Source organism: Cedecea sp. B1(4) (assembly GCF_059414925.1).
In genome coordinates this window covers 1-255 of sequence record NZ_JCAHMZ010000100.1, presented here as the reverse complement: position 1 = coordinate 255, position 255 = coordinate 1, and the positions used below count along the sequence as shown (strand labels likewise).

Below are 255 nucleotides of genomic sequence, written 5' to 3'. Positions count from 1 at the left end.
CCACCAGTCGATCACGCGCTGGCCATACTCGGCATGCCGCTCATAGCTTTCTTGAAACCGCCGTTGCAGGCTCGAATCGTTCCTGAAATCATGGTCGAGCGATGCCGCCCTTTGATAGGTTGCCAAAATGCCGCGCTCACGCGCCGTTCCCGACGACACGAATCCCTTGTCCTCTTCCATGCAGAACAAGACGCGCGCCAAATAGCCTCGAACCGGAATGCTCGAAACGCGGCCCGCCCCGAATCCAAGTTCTTC

The 255-nt window shown here is 58.4% G+C and carries 1 protein-coding gene; it reads right to left on the bottom strand.

The features are described 5' to 3' along the window. On the bottom strand, positions 1-255 hold a 255-nt coding region (locus ACR6JA_RS22240), incomplete at both ends, for a hypothetical protein (protein WP_494599566.1).